Source organism: Pseudomonas sp. NPDC090592 (genome assembly GCF_044769185.1).
GTDB lineage: Bacteria > Pseudomonadota > Gammaproteobacteria > Pseudomonadales > Pseudomonadaceae > Aquipseudomonas.
Window position 1 is genome coordinate 13,197 of the sequence record NZ_JBIVXJ010000016.1, and the last position, 22,037, is coordinate 35,233.

The 22,037-nt window shown below is 62.1% G+C and carries 20 protein-coding genes; 11 read left to right on the forward strand and 9 right to left on the reverse strand.

Going from position 1 to position 22,037, the window contains the following annotated elements:
* Positions 1-29 precede the first annotated feature (29 nt).
* The 4 genes from ACIQUI_RS15975 to ACIQUI_RS15990 form a co-directional block, all read right to left on the reverse strand.
* Positions 30-275, reverse strand: a complete 246-nt coding sequence (locus tag ACIQUI_RS15975; protein ID WP_314478685.1) for a GlsB/YeaQ/YmgE family stress response membrane protein — start codon at positions 273-275, stop codon at positions 30-32.
* Between the two features lie 99 nt (positions 276-374).
* A complete protein-coding gene (locus ACIQUI_RS15980) occupies positions 375-1,457 on the reverse strand; it encodes a 5-(carboxyamino)imidazole ribonucleotide synthase (protein ID WP_403200221.1) in 1,083 nt (360 codons plus the stop codon).
* Positions 1,458-1,467: 10 nt separating this feature from the next.
* Positions 1,468-1,959, reverse strand: coding sequence for a 5-(carboxyamino)imidazole ribonucleotide mutase (gene purE, locus ACIQUI_RS15985; RefSeq protein ID WP_009684500.1), 492 nt, complete (start codon positions 1,957-1,959; stop codon positions 1,468-1,470).
* 171 nt (positions 1,960-2,130) lie between these two features.
* Entirely contained in the window at positions 2,131-3,063 is a 933-nt protein-coding gene (locus ACIQUI_RS15990) for a LysR substrate-binding domain-containing protein (RefSeq protein ID WP_161775561.1), read from the reverse strand.
* A gap of 182 nt (positions 3,064-3,245) precedes the next feature.
* Between ACIQUI_RS15990 and aspA the strand changes: the two genes are divergently transcribed.
* From aspA to ACIQUI_RS16010, 4 genes are all read left to right on the forward strand, one after another.
* Positions 3,246-4,670 (forward strand): aspartate ammonia-lyase, encoded by a 1,425-nt coding sequence (gene aspA, locus ACIQUI_RS15995; RefSeq protein ID WP_403200226.1) that lies wholly within the window; start codon positions 3,246-3,248, stop codon positions 4,668-4,670.
* Positions 4,671-4,943: 273 nt separating this feature from the next.
* A complete protein-coding gene (locus ACIQUI_RS16000; protein ID WP_403200228.1) occupies positions 4,944-5,936 on the forward strand; it encodes an AraC family transcriptional regulator in 993 nt (330 codons plus the stop codon).
* Positions 5,937-6,161: 225 nt separating this feature from the next.
* Entirely contained in the window at positions 6,162-7,205 is a 1,044-nt protein-coding gene (locus tag ACIQUI_RS16005) for a histone deacetylase family protein (protein ID WP_403200231.1), read from the forward strand.
* Entirely contained in the window at positions 7,205-8,308 is a 1,104-nt protein-coding gene (locus ACIQUI_RS16010; protein WP_403200233.1) for a polyamine ABC transporter substrate-binding protein, read from the forward strand. Before ACIQUI_RS16005 ends, ACIQUI_RS16010 begins: the two co-directional genes overlap by 1 nt.
* Positions 8,309-8,408: 100 nt before the next feature.
* Here the strand turns inward: ACIQUI_RS16010 and ACIQUI_RS16015 are convergent, their stop codons facing one another.
* The gene (locus ACIQUI_RS16015) at positions 8,409-9,938 is read right to left on the reverse strand and encodes a PLP-dependent aminotransferase family protein (protein WP_403200236.1); all 1,530 of its coding nucleotides are present in this window, start codon (positions 9,936-9,938) and stop codon (positions 8,409-8,411) included.
* A 90-nt stretch (positions 9,939-10,028) separates the two neighbouring features.
* Between ACIQUI_RS16015 and ACIQUI_RS16020 the strand changes: the two genes are divergently transcribed.
* From ACIQUI_RS16020 to ACIQUI_RS16030, 3 genes are read left to right on the forward strand one after another with little or no spacing between them, the layout of a single operon-like run.
* Positions 10,029-10,658, forward strand: a complete 630-nt coding sequence (locus ACIQUI_RS16020; protein ID WP_403200239.1) for an FMN-binding negative transcriptional regulator — start codon at positions 10,029-10,031, stop codon at positions 10,656-10,658.
* A gap of 11 nt (positions 10,659-10,669) precedes the next feature.
* On the forward strand, positions 10,670-11,116 hold the full coding sequence (locus ACIQUI_RS16025) for a GNAT family N-acetyltransferase (protein ID WP_403200242.1): 447 nt from the start codon (positions 10,670-10,672) through the stop codon (positions 11,114-11,116).
* Between the two features lie 5 nt (positions 11,117-11,121).
* Positions 11,122-11,793 (forward strand): GNAT family N-acetyltransferase, encoded by a 672-nt coding sequence (locus tag ACIQUI_RS16030; RefSeq protein WP_403200245.1) that lies wholly within the window; start codon positions 11,122-11,124, stop codon positions 11,791-11,793.
* Between the two features lie 181 nt (positions 11,794-11,974).
* Here the strand turns inward: ACIQUI_RS16030 and oadA are convergent, their stop codons facing one another.
* Both oadA and ACIQUI_RS16040 read right to left on the reverse strand, forming a co-directional pair.
* Complete coding sequence (oadA, locus tag ACIQUI_RS16035; protein ID WP_403200248.1) at positions 11,975-13,783, reverse strand: sodium-extruding oxaloacetate decarboxylase subunit alpha; 1,809 nt, start codon at positions 13,781-13,783, stop codon at positions 11,975-11,977.
* 98 nt (positions 13,784-13,881) lie between these two features.
* Positions 13,882-15,297, reverse strand: coding sequence for an acetyl-CoA carboxylase biotin carboxylase subunit (locus ACIQUI_RS16040; RefSeq protein WP_016489867.1), 1,416 nt, complete (start codon positions 15,295-15,297; stop codon positions 13,882-13,884).
* A 189-nt stretch (positions 15,298-15,486) separates the two neighbouring features.
* Here ACIQUI_RS16040 and ACIQUI_RS16045 point away from each other — a divergent pair, with 189 nt between their 5' ends.
* Positions 15,487-16,449: a LysR family transcriptional regulator gene (locus ACIQUI_RS16045; RefSeq protein ID WP_403200251.1), complete on the forward strand. Its 963-nt coding sequence runs from the start codon at positions 15,487-15,489 to the stop codon at positions 16,447-16,449.
* Here the strand turns inward: ACIQUI_RS16045 and ACIQUI_RS16050 are convergent.
* Both ACIQUI_RS16050 and hexR read right to left on the reverse strand, forming a co-directional pair.
* Positions 16,391-16,609, reverse strand: coding sequence for a PA3496 family putative envelope integrity protein (locus tag ACIQUI_RS16050; RefSeq protein WP_391131305.1), 219 nt, complete (start codon positions 16,607-16,609; stop codon positions 16,391-16,393). The genes ACIQUI_RS16045 and ACIQUI_RS16050 overlap by 59 nt on opposite strands.
* Positions 16,610-16,820: 211 nt before the next feature.
* Complete coding sequence (gene hexR / locus ACIQUI_RS16055; RefSeq protein WP_391131303.1) at positions 16,821-17,687, reverse strand: transcriptional regulator HexR; 867 nt, start codon at positions 17,685-17,687, stop codon at positions 16,821-16,823.
* Positions 17,688-17,790: 103 nt separating this feature from the next.
* Here hexR and zwf point away from each other — a divergent pair, with 103 nt between their 5' ends.
* The 3 genes from zwf to uvrD all read left to right on the forward strand — a co-directional run bounded on the left by zwf (position 17,791) and on the right by uvrD (position 21,966).
* Entirely contained in the window at positions 17,791-19,233 is a 1,443-nt protein-coding gene (zwf, locus tag ACIQUI_RS16060) for a glucose-6-phosphate dehydrogenase (protein WP_403200255.1), read from the forward strand.
* Positions 19,234-19,322: 89 nt separating this feature from the next.
* Positions 19,323-19,640 (forward strand): hypothetical protein, encoded by a 318-nt coding sequence (locus ACIQUI_RS16065; RefSeq protein WP_403200257.1) that lies wholly within the window; start codon positions 19,323-19,325, stop codon positions 19,638-19,640.
* A 139-nt stretch (positions 19,641-19,779) separates the two neighbouring features.
* Positions 19,780-21,966, forward strand: a complete 2,187-nt coding sequence (uvrD, locus tag ACIQUI_RS16070; protein WP_403200260.1) for a DNA helicase II — start codon at positions 19,780-19,782, stop codon at positions 21,964-21,966.
* Positions 21,967-22,037: the final 71 nt, after the last annotated feature.

The window sequence follows — 22,037 nt, forward strand, 5'->3', positions numbered from 1 at the left end:
AATGAATTGCCGGGCATTCTAACCAGTATTCAGCGTTTCTTGATGAATCCGTAGATCACCAGAAGTATCACGGCACCGACCAGCGCGCCAAAGAAGCCCGCCGCCTGCCCAGCCTGGTAGATACCCAGTGCCTGGCCGCCATAAGTGGCAAGCAAGGAGCCGGCAATACCCAGCAAGATGGTCATGATCCAGCCCATGCTGTCGTCACCCGGCTTGATGAAGCGGGCCAGCAAGCCGACGATGAGGCCGATGAAGATGGTTCCAATGATGCCCATGGCAATCCCTCTGCAGTTCGAAGATGGAACAAGCCAAAGCCTAGTCAGCGCTTTGGCTTGTTGCCATTTTCAGAGGGCAAGCCGGTGGCAGAAGTTCGATCAGTTGCTGATCAGGGCTTCTACTTCGGCAATCTTGCGCTCGAGGGTAGCCATGTCATGGCAGCGCAGGGTGGCATGGCCAACCTTGCGGCCTACCTTGAAGGCCTTGCCGTAGTGGTGCAGGTGGCAGTCACCGATGGCGACAACCTTGTCCACAGCCGGCACTTCACCAATGAAGTTGAGCATCGCGCTCTCGCCCACCTTGGCCGTGGAGCCCAGCGGCAGGCCGGCGACAGCGCGCAGGTGGTTCTCGAACTGGCTGCACTCGGCGCCTTCAATGGTCCAGTGCCCGGAGTTGTGCACACGCGGGGCGATTTCGTTGGCCTTCAGGCCACCGTCGACTTCGAAAAACTCGAAGGCCATTACGCCTACATAGTCCAGCTTCTGCAGTACGCGGCCAACATAGTCTTCGGCCAGGGCCTGCAGCGGATGCGCCTGGCTGGCTACCGACAGGCGCAGGATGCCGCTTTCGTGGGTGTTGTGCACCAGCGGGTAGAAGCGGGTTTCGCCATCACGGGCACGCACGGCCACCAGCGACACTTCACCGGTGAACGGCACGAAGCCTTCCAGCAGGCATGGCACGCTGCCCAGCTCGGCGAAGGTATCTACCACGTCTTCTGGCGTGCGCAGCACTTTCTGGCCTTTGCCGTCGTAACCCAGGGTGCGGGTTTTCAGCACGGCCGGCAGGCCGATGCTGGCTACTGCGGCGTCCAGGTCTGCCTGCGAGAGGATGTCGGCGAAGGCCGGGGTCGGGATACCCAGGTCGCGGAACATGCTTTTTTCGAACAGGCGGTCGCGGGCGATGCGCAGCGCTTCGGCGCTTGGGTAGACCGGCACGAATTGCGAGAGGAAGGCCACGGTCTCGGCCGGGACGCTTTCGAACTCGAAGGTGACCAGGTCGACTTCGTCGGCCAGTTGGCGCAGGTGGTCCTGGTCACCGTAGTCGGCACGCAGGTGCTCGCCCAACGGCGCGGCGCAGGCGTCCGGTGCCGGGTCGAGGAAGGCGAAGTTCATGCCCAGCGGGGTGCCCGCCAGAGCCAGCATGCGGCCCAGCTGGCCGCCACCGATTACACCGATCTTCATGGGTTGAGCCTCAAGCCTGGCGCGGGTCTGGGTTGTCCAGCACGGTGTCGGTCTGTTCCGTGCGGAACTGCTTCAACGCCGCGTGGAACTGCGGGTACTTGGCGCCCAGGATACTGGCCGACAGCAGCGCAGCGTTGACGGCACCGGCACGGCCGATGGCCAGGGTGGCAACCGGCACGCCGGCTGGCATCTGCACGATCGACAGCAGCGAATCGACGCCTGACAGCATCGACGACTGCACCGGCACACCCAGCACCGGCAGGTGGGTCTTGGCGGCGCACATGCCTGGCAGGTGGGCTGCGCCACCGGCACCGGCGATGATCACCTCGATGCCACGGCCTTCGGCCTCCTCGGCATACTGGAACAGCAGATCCGGGGTGCGGTGGGCGGAGACCACCTTCACTTCGTAGGGAATGCCGAGTTTTTCCAGCATATCGGCGGTGTGGCTAAGGGTGGACCAATCGGACTTGGAGCCCATGATCACGCCAACCAGTGCACTCATCGTCGAGCCTCTTCGCTTGTGCGCCCTTGGGCGCGTCAAAAAACAACAAGCCACGCGGGACGACCGGCGTGGCTTGTTTGCTGATCAGGACCGGACGCATCCGGTCGAAAGGCCGCGCAGTATAGCGTAAGGAGGTGCGTTTAAGGCACCCCGGCGACCAACTGTCGCCCCTTATTTTTCGGGGCTTTGGCTGACTTTTGGGTCAACCGCCGCCGCACCTTCCAGCTTGCGCCACAACAGCCGTACGTTGGCCTTGCGTACCAGGGCGCAACGGTACAGGCGGATCTCCAGCGGTACGTGCCACTGGCTGCCGCCGCACACGGCCAGCTCGCCCCGCTCCAGCTCGCCACGCATCGACAGGCGCGGTACCCAGGCAATGCCCATGCCCTCCAGCGCCATGCTCTTGAGGCTGTCGGCCATGGCGGTTTCGTAAACGGTGGTATAGCGCAGGTTGCGCTGGCGCAGTAGCAAATTGACCGAACGGCCCAGGAAGGCACCAGCGGTATAGGCCAGCAGCGGCACACTGCCCTCGCCTTCCAGGTCGAACAACGGCTTGCCCTCGGCATCCACAGCGCACACCGGCAACATTTCGGTGGTGCCCATGTGCAGCGACGGGAAGATCTCGGCATCCATCTGTAGGGCCGCGTCCGGGTCATAGAAGGCCAGCATCAGGTCGCAGCCACCTTCACGCAATGCATGCACGGCATCTCCGACGTTAGTCGCAACCAGGCGGGTAGCGATGTTCAAGCCGTCATTGCGCAACTGGGCCACCCACCGGGGGAAAAAGCCCGACGCCAGGGAGTGCGCCGCGGCCACCTGCACCACCTCGCCCTGCCCGCCTTCAAGATGATGCAAATGGCGGAGAATTTCGCTCAACTGGTCGACAACAGTACGCGCGGTAACGAGAAACAGCTGGCCGGCCTCGGTCAGTTCGATGGGCGTGCGGGAACGGTTCACCAGTTGCAGGCCCAATGCCGCTTCAAGGCTGCGAATGCGCCGGCTGAAGGCCGGCTGGGTGACGAAACGCCGCTCTGCCGCCTGGGAAAAACTGCGGGTGGCGGCCAGTGCGCTGAAATCTTCCAGCCATTTGCTTTCAAGGTTCACGAAGCACATCTCCCGGCGTGCACCAAAATGGAACACGCTCGAATGTCAATTGGCGTCACATGAAACACTATGCCGTTTGTGCATAGGTTAGCGTGCAACAGCATTGGCCGCAAAATCCCCTTCAGGCCTAGGATTGGCGCCATTCCGGCATGTGCCGGGTCAAAATCGAGATGATATACATCATGTCCTCCGCTGCATCGTTCCGCGTCGAAAAAGATCTGTTGGGTACCCTTGAAGTTCCTGCTGATGCCTACTACGGCATCCAGACCCTGCGCGCTGCCAACAACTTCCACCTCTCCGGCGTTCCGCTGTCGCACTACCCGAAACTGGTAGTCGGCCTGGCGATGGTCAAGCAGGCAGCTGCTGACGCCAACCGTGAGTTGGGGCACCTGAGCGATGCCAAGCACGCCGCCATCAGCGCCGCTTGCGGCCGACTGATCAAAGGCGACTACCACGAGCAGTTCGTGGTGGACATGATTCAAGGCGGTGCTGGTACCTCTACCAACATGAACGCCAACGAAGTCATCGCCAACATCGCGCTGGAGGCCATGGGCCACCAGAAGGGTGAGTACCAGTACCTGCACCCGAACAACGATGTGAACATGGCGCAGTCGACCAACGACGCCTACCCGACCGCTATCCGCCTGGGCCTGCTGCTGGGTCACGACGCCCTGCTGGCCAGCCTCGACAGCCTGATCCAGGCCTTCGCTGCCAAAGGTAAAGAGTTCGACCACGTACTGAAGATGGGCCGTACCCAGCTGCAGGACGCCGTGCCGATGACCCTGGGCCAGGAATTCCGCGCCTTCGCCACCACCATGACCGAAGACCTCAACCGTCTGCGTTCGCTGGCGCCTGAGCTGCTGACCGAAATCAACCTGGGTGGTACTGCCATCGGTACCGGCATCAACGCCGATCCGGGCTACCAGATGCTCGCTGTACAGCGCCTGGCACTCATCAGCGGCCAGCCGCTGGTACCGGCCGCCGACCTGATCGAAGCCACTTCCGACATGGGTGCCTTCGTGCTGTTCTCCGGCATGCTCAAGCGTACCGCAGTCAAGCTGTCGAAGATCTGCAACGACCTGCGTCTGCTGTCCAGCGGCCCGCGCACCGGCATCAACGAAATCAACCTGCCAGCACGTCAACCAGGCAGCTCGATCATGCCAGGCAAGGTCAACCCGGTTATCCCGGAAGCCGTCAACCAGGTGGCCTTCGCCATCATGGGCAACGACCTGGCCCTGACCGTCGCCGCCGAAGGTGGCCAGCTGCAGCTGAACGTGATGGAACCGCTGATCGCCTACAAGATCTTCGACTCGATCCGCCTGCTGCAACGCGCCATGGACATGCTGCGCGAGCACTGCATCGTCGGCATCACTGCCAACGAACAGCGCTGCCGTGAACTGGTCGAGCACTCGATCGGCCTGGTCACCGCCCTGAACCCGTACATCGGCTACGAAAACGCCACCCGTATCGCCCGCGTTGCCCTGGAAACCGGCCGCGGCGTACTGGAACTGGTGCGTGAAGAGAAGCTGCTGGACGAAGAGATGCTTAACGACATCCTGCGCCCGGAAAACATGATCGCTCCCCGTCTGGTTCCGCTGAAGGCGTAACCCGACCGCTGCAAACAGTCTCACCAGGTTAAGGGACTAGACACCTCTCAACCTTTCAAGGCCCGAGCGAATGCTTCGGGCCTTTTTTTGCCTGATGGATTTTGGGGCTGCTGCGCAGCCCTTTCGCGACACAAGGTCGCTCCTACAAAAGGCCTGCGTACACCGATCAATGTGGGAGCGGCCTTGCGTCGCGATTGGGCCGCAAAGCGGCCCCCGGATAACGGCACACAACTTGCTCCATAATGGGTCCCAGGCCCAACGGGATCACCCAGCATGCTGCACAGCCACCTCACCACCCTCAACGCGGTTTCGCTGATTCTCAACGTCTTCCAGGCAGACGGTTGTGACGCTGCGGACCTGCTGGCCGGCAGCGGCATTGGCCCGGCAGACCTGGGGCATGCTGATGCACGCATCACTACCCAACAAGAACTGCAGGTGTGCGCCAATGCCGTGGCCCGGCGCGAGGATATCGGCCTGGAACTGGGCCGGCGCATGCATGTGTCGTGCTACGGCATGCTCGGTTACGCCCTGCTCTCCAGTGCCACTTTGGGTGACGCCTTGCGCCTGGCGCTGGAGTATCCGGCACTGCTGGGAACAGTGTTCAAGCTGCGTTTGATCGACGACGGCCAGCGCGTCTGGTTCAGCGCCAGTGATTACCACGACAGCCCGGCGCTGAGCGCCTTCAATGCCGAGTTCTGCATGGTGTCGCTGAAAGTCATCTGCGATGACCTGCTCGGTCGCCCGCTGCCGCTGCTTGGCGCGCGCTTCGAACATAACCGGCCCGGCTACCATGCGCTCTATGCCGGTGCATTCCAGTGCCCGGTCGGTTTCGATGCCCATGACAATGCCTTTGCTTTCGAGCGGCGCTGGCTGGACATGCCGCTGCCCCTGGCCGACCCGATTACCCGCAAGGCCATGAGCGAACGCTGCCGGCGCCTGAACCTGGAGTTTACGGGCCGGCAGGCCTGGCTGGGGCGGATTCGCCAGTTGCTGGCGCAGCAACTGGATGCCGCACCTGGGCTGGAAGGCTTGGCGCGGCAGATGAATTGCTCGTCGCGCACCTTGCGCCGGCATTTGCAGGCGCTTGGTAGCAGTTATCAACAATTGCTGGATGAATTGCGCTTTGAGCGGGCCAAGCAATTGCTGGCTGATGAGCAGATGCCGATCTACCGGATTGCCGAAACCTTGGGGTTCAGCGAAACCGCGAGCTTCCGGCATGCCTTCCAGCGTTGGAGTGGCGTGGCGCCCAGCCACTTCCGCGGTTGACCTGTTCTGGCCTCTTCGCGGGCTTGCCCGCTCCCACAGGGACCGCGCAAGGCCCGAATACTGTGGGGTACCTGTGGGAGCGGGCGAGCCCGCGAAGAGGCCAGCACAGGAAAACCCGGCCAAAGAGCTTGGCCATATCGATCCCCTTTTGGCCGTTTGCGTCGTTCTCCGTGACTGACCTGCCCATGACAATGGACCCACGCCAGTACCCACCGGAGAACAACAATGCTGACGATCTATTCCGATGACCACCGCCTGCACCACGGCCGCTGCGAGCTGATCGACGGCAAGCTGATGCCCTGCTTCGAGATGCCTTCACGTGCCGACCACGTTCTGGACCAGGTCAAGAAGCGCAACCTCGGTGACATCCAGGGCCCCACCGACTTCGGCCGTGCCCCGCTGCAACGCATCCACAGCGCCGACTACCTGACCTTCTTCGAGGGCGCGTGGGCCCGCTGGGCCGCGATGGGCCAGGAAGGCGACCTGCTGCCGTTCACCTGGCCGGCACGCACACTGCGCCAGGTAAAGCCGACCGGCCTGCACGGTGAACTGGGCTATTACAGTTTCGATGCCGGTGCACCGATTACCGCGGGTACCTGGCAAGCCGCCTACAGCGCCGCGCAAGTTGCCCTTACCGCCCAGGCCGCAATCCAGCAAGGCGCCCATTCGGCCTTTGCCCTGTGCCGGCCGCCAGGGCACCATGCTGCCGGCGAAGTCATGGGCGGTTATTGCTACCTGAACAACGCCGCCATCGCCGCCCAGGCCTTCCTGGACCAAGGCAAGCACAAAGTCGCCATCCTCGACGTCGATTACCACCACGGCAACGGCACCCAGGACATCTTCTACAGCCGCAACGACGTGTTCTTCGCTTCGATCCACGGTGACCCGCAGGACGAATTCCCGTTCTTCCTCGGCTATGCCGATGAAACCGGCGAGGGTGCTGGCGAGGGCTGCAACATCAACTACCCATTGCCGGCCGGCAGCGACTGGGCAGCCTGGAGCGCCGCCCTGGAAGACGCCTGCCAGCGCATCGCCCACTATGACGCCGATGTACTGGTGGTTTCGCTGGGTGTGGATACCTTCAAGGACGACCCGATTTCCCAGTTCAAGCTGGACAGCCCGGACTACCTGGCAATGGGTGAGCGCATCGGCCAACTCGGCAAGCCGACCCTGTTCGTGATGGAAGGCGGCTACGCTGTGGAAGAAATCGGTATCAACGCGGTCAATGTGCTGGAAGGCTTCCAGCGCGCCCAGCCAGGAGCCCGGTAATGGTCCGACTCAAGCGTCTGCTCGCCCCGTTCATCGCTGCCACCCTGTTCACCGGTGCCCTGCACGCGCAAGCCGAGCAGCGCACCTTGCGTGTATATAACTGGTTCGATTACATCACCCCGCAGACCTTGACCGACTTCCAGAAGGACAGCGGCGTCAAACTGATCTACGACATCTTCGACACCAACGAGGCACTGGAGGCGAAGCTGCTGACCGGCAACTCCGGCTATGACGTAGTGGTGCCGTCCAACGTGTTCCTCGCCAAACAGATCGAAGCCGGGGTGTTCCAGCCGCTGGACCGCAGCAAGCTGCCGAACTGGCAACACCTGGACCCGGCACTGATGAAGCTGATCGAGGCCAATGACCCGGGCAACAAGTTTGCCGTGCCGTACATGTACGGCACCGTGCTGATCGGCTTCAACCCTGCCAAGGTCAAGGCCGCGCTCGGCGACAACGCGCCGGTGGACAGCTGGGACCTGATCTTCAAGGAAGAGAACATCACCAAGCTCAAGCAGTGCGGCGTGGCCCTGCTCGACTCACCTTCGGAGATTCTGCCGCTGGCTTTGAAGTACCTGGGCCTGGACCCCAACAGCGACAATCCGGAGGACTACAAGAAGGCCGAGGCCTTGCTGCTGAAGATTCGCCCGCACATCACTTACTTCCATTCCTCGAAGTACATGGCAGACATCGCCAACGGCGATATCTGCGTGGCAGTGGGTTACAGCGGCAGCTTCTCGCAGGCCGCCAACCGGGCCCGCGAAGCGAAGAACGGCGTGGTGGTGGACATGCGCCTGCCCAAGGAAGGGGCGCCAATCTGGTTCGACATGCTGGCGATACCGAAGAATGCAGCCAACCCGGAAGATGCGCACACGTTCATCAATTACCTGCTGCGGCCTGAGGTGATTGCACCGATCAGCGACTTTGTCGGCTACCCGAACCCGAACAAGGATGCGACTGAAAAGGTAAACCCGGCGATTCGCAACAACCCCAACCTGTACCCGACGGCAGAGGCGATGGCCAACCTTTACACGCTCAAGCCGCTGGCGAGGGATGCAGAGCGGGCACGGACCAGGGCCTGGACGCGGATCAAATCCGGCACCTGAGTTGGATTCTTCGCGGGCTCGCCCGCTCCCACATTGATCGTGTAACCGCCGAACTCTGTGGGAGCGGGCGAGCCCGCGAAGGGCCGCACAGCGGCCCCGTTCACTTTCTCCAGACCTTGCGCAGTTTCATCAGCGCCTCGGCAATCTCCCCCTCCGGCACTGCCGCAAACCCCAGCACCAGCCCCGCGCGCTTATCCACAGGCACGTCGCTGTCCGCCAGCCAGAAATTGCTCAGCGGCGTCACCTCTATCCCCACCGCTTCAGCCTTGGCCACCAGCTCCTGCTCCCGCGCAAAGTTATCCACATCAACCTTCACGTGCAGCCCCGCCGCCACTTCCGGCATGGCGCCCAGCCCTGGAATATCCACAGGCCAGCCGGCCTTGAGCACGTTACGGCGGCTCAACGCCGCCTTGCGCATGCGCCGGATATGCCGCTGAAAGTGCCCACGGGCCATGAACTCGGCCATCACGCACTGGCTGCTGACCTCCGAATGCCGTACCGCCAGCGCCTTGCTCTGGCTGAACGCCTTGGCCAACTGCGAAGGCAACACCAGGTAACCCAGGCGCAGCGCCGGGAAAGCGATCTTGCCAAAGGTGCCGACGTACAGCACCCGGCCGTGCTGATCGAGCGCTGCAAGCGGGGCCAAGGGCGCGCCGCTGTAGCGGTACTCGCCGTCATAGTCGTCCTCGATGATCCAGCCATCGTTACGGTCAGCCCATGCCAGCAGTTCCAGGCGACGCGCCAGGCTCATGGTCACGCCGGTCGGGTACTGGTGAGCAGGCGTCACGTAGGCCAGCCGGCAGTCCTGCAACTGCGCGAGCCGATCGCAGTCCATCCCCTCCTCATCCACTGGTACGCCAAGCACCCGGCCACCCGCCAGCGCGAAGGCATGACCGGCCGCCCGATAGCCCGGGTTTTCCACAGCCACACCGTCGCCAGGCTGCAACAGCAACTGTGCACAAAGGCTGATGGCCTGCTGCGCTCCACTGGTGATCACAATTTGTTCAGCCGTGCAACCAAGCCCACGCGACCGACGCAAGTAGGCAGCGATCAGCTCGCGCAGCATCAGCTCGCCCGCCGGGTCGCCATAGCCTAGTTGCGCCGGGCTCGGGTTACGCCAGAAACCCGCCTGCAGCTTGACCCAGACGTCAAACGGGAACAGATCGAATGCTGGAATGCCAACGCGAAAAGCACGCGGCTGGCCGCTCCTTGGCGGCGGCAAGTGGTTAGTTTTCAGACGCTGCAAAGCGTCGCTGGAACGGCGGCTGCTGGATAAATCCTCAGTATCTTTTCCAAAAAATGTGGATAAACCTGTTGATAACCCATGGGATAACCCTGTGGATACTTGTGTGGATAATTTCGGTAGCCGGCTTACATAGGTGCCATCGCCTACCCGGCTTTCGATGTAGCCCTCGGCGTACAGCTGGTCATAGGCCCGCACCACACTGTTGCGTGACAGCTCCAGCATCGCGGCCAGCTCGCGGGAGGCCGGCAGCCGGGTGCCGCTGCTCAAACGCCCATCCAGCACTCGCGCACGCAGCGCCTGGTACAACTGCTGGCTAAGCCCGCGACGGCGATCCAGGGCGATGCCGGAAGGGTCGAAAGGCAAGACGAGGGGGCGTTCGCTCATGGTATTGGACCTATAAAAACAGGCTGTAATGGCTCTTACGCAGAACCAATAGCCTGCCTAGGATGGCACCATTGCACAAGGATACCGAGCATGTACAACAGCAAACCCCACCAGGAACATGACCTCGACCGCCTGCACCAGCACATGCTCGATACCCGCCTGGCCGTGCTGGTCAGCCATGGCGAACAGGGCCTGCTGGCCACACACCTGCCGGTGCTGGTCGATACTGGCGAAGGCGAGTTCGGTACCGTCTATGCCCACCTGGCACGGGCCAACCGCCAATGGCAGGACCTGGAGCAAGGCGCAGAAGCCCTGCTGGTGTTTCCCGGCGCGGACGCCTATGTCAGCCCCAGCTACTACCCGAGCAAAGCTGATAACCCGAAGGTAGTGCCAACCTGGAACTACCTGGCCGTGCACGCCTATGGCCCGGCCGAGGTGGTCCACGACGCAGCAAAACTGCTGAATATCGTCACCCGCCTGACCGAGCGCCACGAACAGGGGCGCAACGAACCGTGGAAGGTCGACGACGCCCCGGCTGACTACATCGACGGCATGCTCCGCGCCATCGTCGGCATCCGCCTGCCCATCGCCCGCCTGCAAGGTGCGCGCAAGCTCAGCCAGAACCGCTCAGCCGAGGACATCGCCGGCGTGCGCGAAGGGCTGGGCGCCAGCACCGACTACCTGGACAACCAACTGGCGGCGCAGATGCGCCACCTCTGAGGAAACGCCCCATGCCCAACGTCACCCTGCGCCCCGTCACCGCCCAGGACCACGCCGCCTGGCTCGCCCTGTGGCAGGCCTACTTGCGCTTCTACCAGACCGAACTGGCCGAGGACGTAAGCCTCAGCACCTGGCAACGCCTGCTCGACCCGAACGAGCCCACCCACTCGACCCTGGCTTGGGTCGATGGCAAAGCGGTGGGGATGGTCAACTTCATCTACCATCGATCCAACTGGAGCATCGAGAACTCCTGCTACCTGCAGGACCTCTACGTCGACAGTGCCCAACGTGGCCTGGGGGTCGGCCGCCAGCTGATCGAGCACGTGTACGCCACGGCCAAGACCGACGGCTGCATCAAGGTGCACTGGCTGACCCACGAAACCAACGCCACCGCCATCAGCCTGTACGAACAGGTTGCCGAGCGCCCGGGCTTCATCCAATTCCGCAAAGGGTTGTAGGCCACATGACTGACGCACTGCACTGGAAACCCGCCGCATCGCCCAAGGCCGAGCCCATCGACGGGCGCTTCATCCGCCTGGAAAAACTCGACCCGGCGCGCCACGGCGACGACCTCTGGGCCGCCCTGCAAGGGCCGGATTCCGACCCGCTGCTGTGGGACTACCTGCCCTATGGCCCGTTTACCGAACGCGCTGCCTTCGACCGCTGGCTGCAAGGCAACGCCGCCGGTCACGACCCGCTGTATTTCACCGTGATCGACCTCGCCAGCGGCGAGGCTCAGGGCATCCTCACCCTGATGTCGATCGTGCCTGACCATGGCCGCATCGAGATCGGCCACATCGCCTTCGGCGCTCCCATGCAGCGCACACCCAAGAGTACCGAGGCCGTCTACCTGCTGGGCAAGCTGAGCTTCGAACTGGGAAACCGCCGGCTGGAATGGAAATGCAATAACGCCAATGCCCGTTCCAAGCGCGCTGCGCAGCGGTTCGGGTTCGTCTTTGAAGGGGTCTTCCGCAAGCACCTGGTGGTGAAGGACCACAACCGTGATACGGCGTGGTACTCGATTACCGATGATGAGTGGCCGCAGGTGGCTGCCGGGTTCGAGCGGTGGTTAAGCGAGGCGAATCAGCGGCCCGAGGGGCAGGTAGAAACGCTTGAGGAATGCCGCAAAAGCTGACGAATGTGTCTGATCAGCCGGCCTCTTCGCGGGTAAACCCGCTCCCACAGGTACACCACTGACCTCAAGGCTTGTGGAAATACTGTGGGAGCGGGTTTACCCGCGAAGGGGCCGATGAATTCAGCACAAAAAAGGGGAGCATTCGCTCCCCAGAGGTTAACCGCTTAGATGAGGGCTTAAATCAGCCCTCGATCTCGATCAGGATCTCGCCCGGTGTCACGCGATCGCCCTTGGCCACGTGGATGGCCACGACCTTGCCGGCGATGGCGGCCTGCACTTCGGTCTCCATCTTCATGGCTTCGGTGATCAGCACGGCCTGGCCGGCCTTGACCATGTCGCCTTCCTTGACCAGCACATCAACGATGTTGCCTGGCATGTTGGTGCTGACGTGGCCCGGCTCACTGGCCTGCTTGCGCTTGCTGCCGCCACCGCCCACGAACTCGTTCAGTGGCTCGAACACCACTTCTTCCGGCATGCCGTCGATCGACAGGTAGAAGTGGCGCTTGCCTTCGGCCTTCACGCCCACGCCGGTAATGTCGACGCGGTAGGTTTCGCCGTGCACGTCGATGACGAACTCGGTCGGAACGCCTTCACCGCCTGGGGCAGACACGGCGCCGGCTTCTGGAATCGGCAGCAGGGCTTCTGGAGTCAGAGTGCCGGCTTCACGTTCTTCGAGGAACTTGCGGCCAATGTCCGGGAACATGGCGAAGGTCAACACGTCTTCTTCGCAACGGGCCAGCGCGCCGATGTCGGTACGCAGCTTGGCCATCTCTGGCTTCAGCAGGTCAGCCGGGCGCACGTCGATCACTTCTTCGCTGCCGATCGCCTGACGGCGCAGTTGCTCGTTGACCACGCCTGGGGCCTTGCCATAACCGCCTTGCAGGTACAGTTTCACTTCGTTGGTGATGGTCTTGTAACGCTCACCGGCCAACACGTTGAAGAACGCCTGGGTGCCGACAATCTGCGAGGTTGGCGTCACCAGCGGCGGGAAGCCAAGGTCTTCACGCACACGCGGGATCTCGGCCAGCACTTCGTTCATGCGGTTGAGGGCGCCCTGCTCCTTGAGCTGGTTGGCCAGGTTGGAAATCATGCCGCCCGGCACCTGGTTGACCTGCACACGGGTGTCGACGGCGGTGAATTCGCTTTCGAACTGGTGGTACTTCTTGCGCACCGCGTAGAAGTACAGGCCGATTTCCTGCAGCAGCTCCAGGTCCAGGCCGGTGTCGAATTCGCTGCCCTTGAGCGCAGCAACCATCGACTCGGTACCCGGGTGGCTGGTGCCCCAGGCAAAGCTGGAGATGGCGGTGTCGATGTGGTCGGCGCCGTTTTCAACAGCCTTGAGCTGGCACATGGCAGCCAGGCCGGCGGTGTCATGGGAGTGGATGAACACCGGCAGCGACTGCTCGGCCTTCAGCGCCCTGACCAGTTCGCCGGTAGCGAACGGCGTCAGCAGGCCGGCCATGTCCTTGATCGCGATCGAGTCGCAACCCATGGCTTCCATCTGTTTGGCCTGGGCTACAAAAGCGTCGATGGTGTGCACTGGGCTGACGGTGTAGGCGATGGTGCCTTGGGCGTGCTTGCCGGCGGCCTTGACCGCTTCGATGGCCACGCGCAGGTTACGCACGTCGTTCATGGCGTCGAAGATGCGGAACACGTCGATGCCGTTGACTGCAGCCTTGGCCACGAAGGCTTTGACCACATCGTCACTGTAGTGGCGGTAGCCCAGCAGGTTCTGGCCGCGCAGGAGCATCTGCAGGCGGGTATTGGGCAGGGCTGCGCGCAGCTTGCGCAGGCGCTCCCACGGGTCTTCCTTGAGGAAGCGCACGCAGGCGTCGAAGGTGGCGCCGCCCCAGACTTCCAGCGACCAGTAGCCGACCTTGTCGAGCTTGTCGCAGATCGGCAGCATGTCTTCGGTACGCATGCGGGTGGCCAGCAGGGACTGGTGGGCGTCGCGCAGGATCGTGTCGGTTACGTGAATTTTCTTGGACATTGTTATCTCCTCGTAGCGGCAAGCTTCAAGCTACAAGCTGCAAGAAAAAGCTGATCTGCTTCTACTTGTAGCTTGCCGCTTACAGCTTGCAGCTGCATTCATAGGCCTGCGTGGGCGGCGATGGCGGCGGCGATGGCCAGGGCCAGCTCTTCGGGTTTGCGCTTGATCGAGTAGTTGGTCAGTTCAGGGTGGCTTTCGACGAAGCTGGTATTGAACTGGCCGCTACGGAATTCCGGGTTGCGCAGGATTTCCTGGTAATACGCGGCGGTGGTCTTGACCCCTTGCACGCGCATGTCGTCCAGGGCCCGCAGGCCGCGGTCCATGGCTTCTTCCCAGGTCAACGCCCACACCACCAGTTTCAGGCACATGGAGTCGTAAAATGGCGGAATGGTGTAGCCGGTGTAGATCGCCGTGTCGGTACGCACGCCCGGGCCGCCGGGGGCGTAGTAACGGGTGATCTTGCCGAAGCTGGGCAGGAAGTTGTTCTTCGGGTCTTCGGCGTTGATACGGAACTGCAGCGCGTAACCGCGGTGCTGGATGTCTTCCTGCTTGACCGACAGCGGCAGGCCCGAGGCGATGCGAATCTGCTCACGGACAATGTCGATACCGGTGATTTCCTCGGTGATGGTGTGCTCCACCTGCACCCGGGTGTTCATTTCCATGAAGTACACCTCGCCATCGGCGAGCAGGAACTCCACGGTACCGGCGTTCTCGTAGTTCACGGCCTTGGCCGCACGCACCGCCAGGTCGCCGATGTAGGCGCGCTGCTCGGGTGTGAGCTGTGGGCTTGGCGCAATTTCGATGAGCTTCTGGTTACGACGCTGGATCGAGCAGTCGCGCTCGAACAGGTGCACCACGTTGCCGAAGCTGTCACCGAGGATCTGCGCCTCGATGTGCTTGGGGTTGACGATGCACTTTTCCAGGAACACTTCGGCCGAGCCAAAGGCCTTGGTGGCCTCGGAAATCACCCGTGGGAAGTTCTGTTCCAGTTCTTCGCGGCTGTTGCAACGGCGAATACCGCGGCCGCCACCACCGGAAGTGGCCTTGAGCATCACCGGGTAACCGATGCGCTCACCTTCGCTCAGGGCTTCATGGATATCGGCAACGTTGCCTTCGGTACCGGGGGTTACCGGCACACCGGCGGCGATCATGGTGCGGCGCGCTTCGGTCTTGTCGCCCATGCGGCGAATCACGTCGGCGGCCGGGCCGATGAACTTGATCCCGCGCTCGGCGCAGATCTCTGCCAGTTCAGCGTTTTCCGAAAGGAAGCCATAGCCCGGGTGCAGGGCATCGCAGCCGGTTTCCACAGCCAGGTTCACCAGCTTGCGCGGGTTCAGGTAACCGGCCAGCGGCTCGGCACCAATGCTGTGGGCTTCATCGGCGCGCTTGACATGCAAGGCGTGCCGATCGGCGTCGGAATAGATCGCTACCGAGCGTATGCCCATCTCGGCGCAAGCACGCACGATCCGAACTGCGATTTCACCTCGGTTGGCGATCAGGATTTTTTTTATCACTGGAGTCTTCCCAAAGCCGTAGGAACAGTCGAGCCGGTTCTACCGGTCGGCGCGTGACCAGTCGTTGCTGGCCAGTCGCGTATTCACCCTAGCGCTGTAGGTCGATAAACAAAAATCAATATTTGTTAGAGGCAGCATTAGCAAAAGCTTATAGTGCGGTAACAAGGTATTGCCGAAGAGCCGATAAAAATGCGTAAGTCCTTGATGCGTATGACTTTGCGTCAATTGCAGATCTTCAATGAGGTGTGCGATTTGCGCTCGTACAGCCGTGCAGCGGAGGAGATGGCGCTGACGCAACCCGCCGTTAGTCTACAGATCCGCCAGCTTGAAGAGCTGATCGGCCAGCCGCTGTTCGAGTACGTGGGCAAGAAGCTCTACCTGACCGAGGCGGCCGAAGCGCTGCAGCGCGCAAGCCGCGACATTTTCGGCCGGCTGGAGAGCCTGGACATGCAACTGTCGGACATGCAGGGCTCACTGCAAGGGCAGCTGAAGCTGGCGATCGAGTCCAGTGCCAAGTACTTCGTGCCACACCTGTTCGCCGCCTTCAAGCAGCGCCACCCGGAGGTCAACCTGACCCTGACGGTGGTCAACCGCGCCCAGGCCATCCGCCGCCTTTCCGACAACCGTGACGACCTGATCATCATGTCGATGGTGCCGCAGGACATGGGCCTGGAGTTTCTGCCGTTTCTCAACAATCCGATCGTGGCGGTGGCCCCGCCGGAGCACCCGCTGTGCAAGCTTGAGCAGTTGCGCCTGCAGGACCTGGAACCTCATACCCTGCTGGTCCGCGAACAAGGCTCGGGCACACGCAAGGCTTGCGAGGAGTACTTCAAGGACAAACGCGTGCACTTCACCCAAACCCTCGAAGTGGCCTCGGCCGATGCCCAACGCGAGTGCGTGATCGCCGGCCTGGGTATCGCCCTGCTGACCCGCCATGCAGTCAACCTGGAGCTGGCCACCGGGACGCTGAAGGAGCTACCGGTGGAGGAGCTGCCGCTGTACCGCAGCTGGTGCGTGGTGCAGTCCAAGGCCAAGCGGCAATCGCCGGTGGCCTTGGCGTTTCTCGCGTTCATTCGCAGCGAACGTGCGTTGATCAGCGCGCTTGTTGAGCGTTTTTCGGGGAAGCTGACGCTGAAGACTGCCACACTGTGAGTGCTTGCAACTCGGGATAATCCACCAAGTCGCGCAGCAATTGACGTTGGTCGCAATAGATCTCGATCGCGCGGCGGTATTCCATGCGGCGCTGATCCTTTTCCTGCTGTTTGCGAGCCTTGGCGTTGGGTTGGTAATTACCTTCGTGGTCACGTGCCATTGCCTGTCTCCCAGATAGGATGCGGGAGTTTCAGACTGGCCTGTGCGGTTTACGGTTTGGCTGTGGAATGGTGACAGAATCGTGAATTTTCGCTGCCTGTGCCGGCCTCTTCGCGGGCTCGCCCGCTCCCACATTGATAGCACTGCCCTCAAGGGCGGTGATGTACCTGTGGGAGCGGGCGCGCCCGCGAAGAGGCCGGTGCAGGAAGAACTCAGTCGTCTGTAGCCTTGATCGACTTGGGCGACAAACGCAGGCTGCGCAAACTGCGCTTAACGCTTTTAAGGTGGTTGACCAGGCTCGGCCCACGCGCCATGGCCACGCCCATGGCCAACACGTCGATCACCACCAGGTGAGCAATACGTGAGGTCAGCGGTGTGTAGATTTCGGTGTCCTCATGCACATCGATCGCCAGGTTGACCGTCGACAACTCGGCCAGCGGTGTCTGGCTGGGGCACAGGGTAATCAGGTTGGCGCCACTCTCACGCACCAGATTGGCGGTAATCAGCAGGTCCTTGGAGCGGCCCGACTGGGAAATGCACACCGCCACATCACCCGGCTTCAGGGTAACCGCCGACATCGCCTGCATGTGCGGGTCGGAATACGCGGCCGCACTGAGCAACAGGCGGAAGAACTTGTGCTGGGCGTCCGCCGCCACCGCACCCGATGCGCCAAAGCCATAGAACTCGACACGCTGGGCCTGGGCCATGGCGCTCACTGCCTGTTGCAACGCATGCGGGTCGAGGTGCTCGCGCACTTCCATCAGGGTGTGCAGGGTAGTGTCGAAAATCTTCAGGCTGTAGTCGGCAACCGAGTCGTCTTCATGAATGGCGAACTGGCCAAAACTGGCCCCGGCGGCCAGGCTCTGCGCCAGTTTCAGCTTGAGGTCCTGAAAGCCCGAACAACCGATGGCCCGGCAGAAACGCACGATGGTCGGTTCACTGATGCCCACGTTATGCGCCAGGTCGGCCATGGAGCTGTGCATGACGGCAGCCGGGTCGAGCAGCACGTGGTCGGCCACTTTGAGTTCCGATTTGCGCAGCAGGTGGCGCGATTGGGCGATATGTTGCAACAGATTCACGGGCTGGACTCGGTTATGATCGGCTGGCCGGGTTGTAGCTTTCTTGTAGTTATACTACATGGACGCCAACCCGCCCAGTTAAACGAACGTGGAGAGTGGCGGTTTGACTATTCCTTGCGACATTCTGGTGTTCGGCGGCACCGGCGATCTGGCCTTGCACAAACTGCTTCCGGCGCTCTATCACCTGTTTCGCGAGGCTCGTCTGAACAATGCCGTGCGCATCATCGCGCTGGCGCGGCGCAACCTGCCCCGCAACGACTACCTCAAGCTCGCCGAGCGCCACTGCAGGGCTCAGATTGCCCGCAACGACTTCGATGAAGAGGTCTGGCAGCGGTTTTCTGCCCGGGTCGACTACTTCGCCATGGATGCTTCGCAAAGCGGCGATTTTGGCCGCCTGGCACGCTACCTGGGCGAACCCGGCGGGCTGACCCGCATCTTTTACCTGGCCACCGCTCCCAACCTGTTCGTGCCGATTGCCAACCACCTGCGTAACGCCGGCCTGGCCGACCCCGAAGCGCGCATCGTGCTGGAAAAGCCGATCGGCCACTCGCTGGCCTCGGCCACCGCCATCAACGAAGCCATCGGCGCGGTGTTCGACGAGAACCAGGTATTTCGCATCGACCACTACCTGGGCAAGGAAACCGTACAGAACCTGATGGCGCTGCGCTTCGCCAACGCCCTGCTGGAACCGGTGTGGCGCAACAGCCAGGTCGACCATGTGCAGATCAGCGTTTGCGAGACCCTGGGGGTAGAAAACCGCGGCGCGTACTACGACCGCGCCGGGGCAACACGCGACATGCTGCAGAACCACCTGTTGCAGCTGCTGTGCCTGGTGGCCATGGAACCACCCGCCCAGTTCGACGCCGAGGCGGTACGCGACGAAAAAGTGAAGATCCTGCGGGCCCTCAAGCCGATTACTGGCCAGGACGTGCAGGACAAGACCGTGCGTGGCCAGTATGGCGCCGGGCATATCGGCGGCCAGGAAGTACCGGCGTATTACTTTGAAAAGGACGTCGACAACGACAGCGATACTGAAACCTTCGTTGCCATCGAGGCGCACATCGACAACTGGCGCTGGGCAGGTGTGCCCTTCTACCTGCGTACCGGCAAGCGCATGGCGCGACGGTCTTCACAGATCGTCATCCAGTTCAAACCGGTACCCCATGAGCTGTTCAACGGCGGCCAGGTAAACCAGCTGCTTATCCAGCTGCAACCGGATGAACGCATCAGCCTGCGCATGATGACCAAGAGCCCAGGCAAAGGCATGCGCCTGGAACCGGTAGACCTGGACCTGAACCTGGCCCAGGTGTTCAGCCAGACGCGCCGTTGGGAAGCTTACGAACGCCTGCTGCTGGACATCGTTGAGGGTGATTCGACACTGTTCATGCGCCGCGATGAAGTGGAGGCGGCCTGGCACTGGGTCGACCCGGTGATAAAGGGCTGGCAGGAGCACTTTCAGGCGCCACGCCACTATGCCGCCGGGAGCAATGGCCCGGAACAGGCCGTCAGCCTGCTGGCCAGGCATGGCAGGCATTGGCACAGCTGAAGCGCTTCGCTCTGCTTTGCGGGTAGGCGCTGCAAGCAATCTGTCGCCCGGAAGGTGCATTCCGCCCTTCCCAAGACAGGAGTATCGACATGATCATCGAATGCAAAGACTGGAAAGCCCAGCACGACAAGATGCCACCAGGCGCTCGCCTGCGGGTGCACGGCACAATCACCGTAAGTCATCCAGGCATAGTACCGGTACTGGTCAAGCGCCGCATCCAGGACAAATCCTTTGCACTGGCCCTGGAGCTTCAGTTGAAACAAGAAGAAGGCATGTTCAATCAGGTCGTCTGCGACAAGCAAGTGCACATTGAACTGCCGAGCGACCATGGCCCAATCCCGAAAGTGGATATTATCCACGACGGTAAATTGATCGCCACCATCACCGACATCATCGAAACCCACTGATGCCGACTGGCGGTCACGGCAGGCGAACAGCCTGCCGTGACCGCTTTGTAACAAGCGCGAGCTACCGATCGCCCCATCAGAGGGTGAATATTCATACAGTGCCATTTACCCTGCCCCTGCTGCGCCCTAGAATGGCCCGATGCACACAGATGACCTCTCCCTCCTGCTGAACTCCCTCAACGATGCTCAACGCCAGGCCGTCGCGGCCAAGCTCGGGCGTCAACTGGTGCTTGCTGGCGCCGGCTCCGGAAAAACCCGCGTGCTGGTGCACCGCATTGCCTGGCTGATCCAGGTGGAGCAGGCATCGCCACACTCGATCCTGTCGGTGACCTTCACCAACAAGGCGGCGGCAGAAATGCGCCACCGCATCGAGCAACTGCTGGGGATCAACCCGGCAGGCATGTGGGTCGGCACCTTCCACGGCCTGGCCCATCGCCTGCTGCGGGCACACTGGCAGGAAGCGCGGCTGGCGCAGAACTTCCAGATTCTCGACAGCGACGACCAGCAACGCCTGATCAAGCGGGTGATGCGCGAGCTGGGGCTGGACGAGCAGAAGTGGCCTGCACGCCAGGCACAGTGGTTCATCAACGGGCAAAAGGACGAAGGCCTGCGCCCGCAGCATATCCAGGCTGGCGGCGACCTGTTCCTGGCGACCATGCGTGAGGTCTATACCGCCTACGAGCAGGCCTGTGAGCGCGCCGGGGTCATCGACTTCTCCGAGCTGCTGCTGCGTGCCCTGGACCTGTGGCGCGACCACCCAGGCCTGCTGGAGCATTACCAGCGCCGCTTCAGCCACGTGCTGGTGGACGAGTTCCAGGACACCAACGCCGTGCAGTACGCCTGGCTGCGCCTGCTGGCGCGCGGTGGCCACAGCCTGATGGCGGTGGGCGACGACGACCAGTCGATCTACGGCTGGCGCGGGGCCAAGATCGAGAACATTCACCAGTACACCGCCGACTTCCCCGACGCCGAAATGATCCGCCTGGAGCAGAACTACCGCTCCACCGGCGGCATCCTCAAGGCCGCCAACGCGCTGATCGTCAACAACACCGGGCGCCTGGGCAAAGAATTGTGGACCGACATGGGCGAAGGCGAGCCGCTGACCCTGTACGCGGCCTACAACGAGCACGACGAAGCGCGCTACGTGGTGGAAACCATCGAAAGCCTGGTCAAGCAGGGCAATGCGCGTAACGAAATCGCCATCCTGTACCGTTCCAACGCCCAGTCGCGGGTGCTGGAAGAAGCCCTGCTGCGCGAGCGTGTCCCCTACCGTATCTATGGTGGCCAGCGCTTCTTCGAACGCGCCGAAATCAAGAACGCCATGGCCTACCTGCGGCTGATCGAAGGGCGTGGCAACGATGCCGCCCTGGAGCGGGTGATCAATGTGCCGCCACGTGGCATTGGCGAAAAAACCGTCGAAGCCATCCGCGAGCACGCCCGCCACAGCCAGGCATCAATGTGGGAGGCCATGTGCCAGTTGCTCGCTGCCAAGGCCCTCAAAGGCCGCGCCGCCAGCGCCCTGGGTGCGTTCATCGAACTGATCGAGGGGCTGGCTGCCAAGGTTGTGGACATGCCACTGCATACCATGACCCAGACCACCATCGAACAGTCCGGGCTGATCATCTACCATCAGGAAGAAAAGGGTGAAAAGGGCCAGGCACGGGTAGAAAACCTTGAGGAACTGGTCAGCGCGGCGCGCAACTTCGAGCCTTCCGACGAAGACGCCGATCTCTCGCCGCTTTCGGCCTTCCTCGGCCATGCCTCGCTGGAGGCTGGCGACGCCCAGGCAGACGAGCACGAAGACAGCATCCAGCTGATGACCTTGCACAGCGCCAAGGGCCTGGAATTCCCCTACGTGTTCCTGGTGGGCATGGAAGAAGGCCTGTTCCCGCACAAGATGAGCCTGGAAGAACCCGGCCGCCTGGAAGAGGAACGCCGCCTGGCCTATGTCGGGATTACCCGCGCCATGCGTCAGCTGATCATGACCTATGCCGAGACACGTCGCCTCTATGGCAGCGAGACCTACAACAAGGTGTCGCGTTTCGTACGTGAAATCCCCGCAGGCCTGATCCAGGAAGTGCGCCTGTCCAACAGTGTCAGTCGCCCGTTCGGTGGGGCCAAGACAGCCACCAACAGCAACCTGTTCGCCAATGCCAACATTCCGCAGACGGCTTTCAACCTTGGCCAGCGTGTTCAGCATGCGGTGTTTGGCGAGGGTGTGATCCTCAACTTCGAGGGCTCCGGAGCCCAAGCGCGGGTGCAGGTGAACTTTGCCGAAGGCAGCAAGTGGCTGATGCTGGGGTATGCCAAGCTCGAGGCCTTGTAAGCTCCCGCACCGACCTCTTGTGGGAGCGGGCATGCCCGCGAACACCGGCGAAGCCGGTGCCATACACCGAG